Genomic DNA, 2,566 nt, shown 5'->3' on the forward strand with positions numbered 1-2,566 from the left:
GTTATAGCCGCCGCGTGCCGTCGCATCGTCGCGCCCGAGCGAGCCGCCAAGCACGACGGGTTTGCCGGTAATCATTGATGGCGTCCTCTTGCCGACAATGGTGCTGTATTCGTCCATCATCCAAGCCATGGTCCATTCATTGGTCGCGACATCAGGGGCTGGAATGTCCCGATCCGGGCCAATGACCCTGGCGAAAGCCCGGATGTAGGCGCGTGCGAGACGTTCCAGTTCCGTGTTGGAGAGGCTGCGAGGCTCCACCTTCACGCCCCCTTTGGCGCCGCCAAAAGGCAGGTCCATCACGGCACACTTCGAGGTCATCATTAGTGCAAGCGCCATCACCTCATCGGCGTTCACTTGCGGGTGATAGCGGATGCCGCCCTTCGTTGGACCGAGGCTATCGTCATAGCGGCAGCGGAAGGCCAAAAAGGACTTGGTCGAGCCGTCGTCCATGCGGATCGACAGACGCGCCTGCGTCATCTCGAGAGCTTGTTTCAGCTTTTCGAGAACACTTGGATCAAGATCCAGGTGCTCGGCTGCTTCCAAGACGCGCTTCAGGGTATTTTCAAACAAGGACCGGCCCACAATACTTCCTTTCACAGGTTGGGGAACCTACATGTCAGCGGGCAGGCGTCCCCTGGCTCCAACCGAATGCAGTTCTTGTGTCTAAGCCGGTCCTAGCACTCGTCGTGCCAAGCCGATTGCGCGGTGATTAGCTGGGGGATTTCGGACGAATCCACTTCGCCAGGGGGTCCACAGTGCGACAGCTTTGTCAGCTTTGCGACAGGGGGTGTCTGCATGCGCTTGGCAAGGCGCAACACTGCTTTCGAGATCTGTTTAACCGCCACTAACGACTGAGGATATGCCTCGCAGCCCTGTTGGTTTCGGCAAGCGTGATGAACATCTCGTCGCCCGTTAAAGCACCGTAATTGATCGCGTGAATCTCAGCGTGGAGCAGCGTCTTCGGCAACCATGGCCATCCAATCTGAAGCACAGCGCCGATTTCCACTGCCAGGATTTGAATCGAGCGCAGCTCATTCGACCGAGAAGCGCGTGTGCATTGGGGCTCGCCCTCTGCGGCTTCTTCAGGAGCCTCACGACATATGCGCGATTGTCGTCACCTTTGTCGGCTTCTTGACACGCCTTAAGATTCTTCGGTCCGGTATTTAATCCCGCTAAGTGTTTGCGGCAGCATCAGATTCCGGTTCTGCCCCCATCAATCGGCTTAACTGGCACGACGCTTGAAAATTGTTCTTGGGCTGCGACGGAACCAGCCGCGTCCGATGTCGGGGCATTACCCCGCACCTGCAAGAGTTGATACGGAGTATAATCATGGCTGCTGATACCCCCGAAACATCGCTAAATAATTGTCTCAGCATTTCGGACCTCCGCTCTGACAATTGGAAATCATTGGAAGACAATCTGGGGTGGCTCTCGACTATTTCCGCCGACCATGCTGATTTCATTACAACTTCTCAGCAGGTGACGCGCGTTATCGAGATTCTGTCTCCAATAGAGGCCTACCAGGCTTATCCCGGTGCACGCGCCTTCGCCAAGCTGGGGGGGATGATACAGAGACAGGAAATGGTCAGGGCGCATCTCCTGGCTCGGGGGTTTCGAAAGAAGATCGCCAGCCTGGCCCACCGTCAGCGCTACTCCGAGGTGCTGTTTGTCGGCAAGATGTCGTCCTCCGAGCAGAAGGCCCTACGCCGCAGTCTGAAGCGCAAAACCGGGATCGGCGATTTCGCCTTCGACGCTGTCTTCGTCCAGACCTTCGAGGATGCTCTGAACGCACTGCGTGTCAACCTTATCCTCCAAGCCGTGGTTATCCATGACGGCTTTGCCTTCCGCTCGCAGGATTGTCATCTGGACACGCTGCACTCGGTTCTCGACGAGCTGGAGGTCCTTTTCGAGGCCACTTCGGAGTCCGAGCGCGGCCCGCTGCTCGGCCGCGAGATTGCGAAGCTTAGGCCAGAGGTCGACCTCTATCTCGTCGCCGACTCGAATGTCGAAGACATCGCCGCGCGCATGGGCGAGACTTTTGAGCGTGTCTTCTACCGTGAGGCAGACTGCGACGAACTCTATCCCTCCATCATGCGCGACGTCGCACGGCGCTACGATGCTGACTGGTTCAATGGCGTAAAGGGTCACGCTAAACGGCCGATAAGCAACTTCCACGCCTTGACGGCTTCCCGCGGCAAATCGATCATGAATTCGAACTGGATCCGTGATCGTGCGCAGTTCTATGGCCCGACCCTGTTCCAGGCGGAGACCTCCGCTACCTCGGGCGGCCTGGATTCCCTGCTCGAGCCACGTGGCCCGCTGAAGATTGCGCAGGAAAAGGCGGCGCGCGCTTTTGGTGCCAAGCGCACCTTCTTTTGCACCAATGGCACTTCGGGGGCTAACAACATCGTGGTGCAGGCYCTTGTCAGGCGAGGCGATGTGGTAATAGTCGACCGAAACAGCCACACATCAGTGCATCGTGGGCTGATGCGGGCGGGTGCGCGGGTGGACTATCTGGATGCCTACCCGCTGAACGATTATTCCATCTATGGCGCAGTGCCCCTGG

General features: G+C 58.0%; 2 protein-coding genes. One reads left to right on the forward strand and one right to left on the reverse strand.

Annotation, left to right across the window (positions count from 1 at the left end):
• Nucleotides 1-477: Glu/Leu/Phe/Val family dehydrogenase (locus AC1D1Z_RS36130; RefSeq protein ID WP_477853603.1), on the reverse strand; the 477-nt coding region annotated here is incomplete at its 3' end.
• 852 nt (nt 478-1,329) lie between these two features.
• Here AC1D1Z_RS36130 and AC1D1Z_RS36135 point away from each other — a divergent pair.
• On the forward strand, nt 1,330-2,566 hold a 1,237-nt coding region (locus tag AC1D1Z_RS36135), incomplete at its 3' end, for a PLP-dependent aminotransferase family protein (RefSeq protein ID WP_477853601.1).

This window comes from Rhizobium sp. P1_E1 (genome assembly GCF_056406015.1).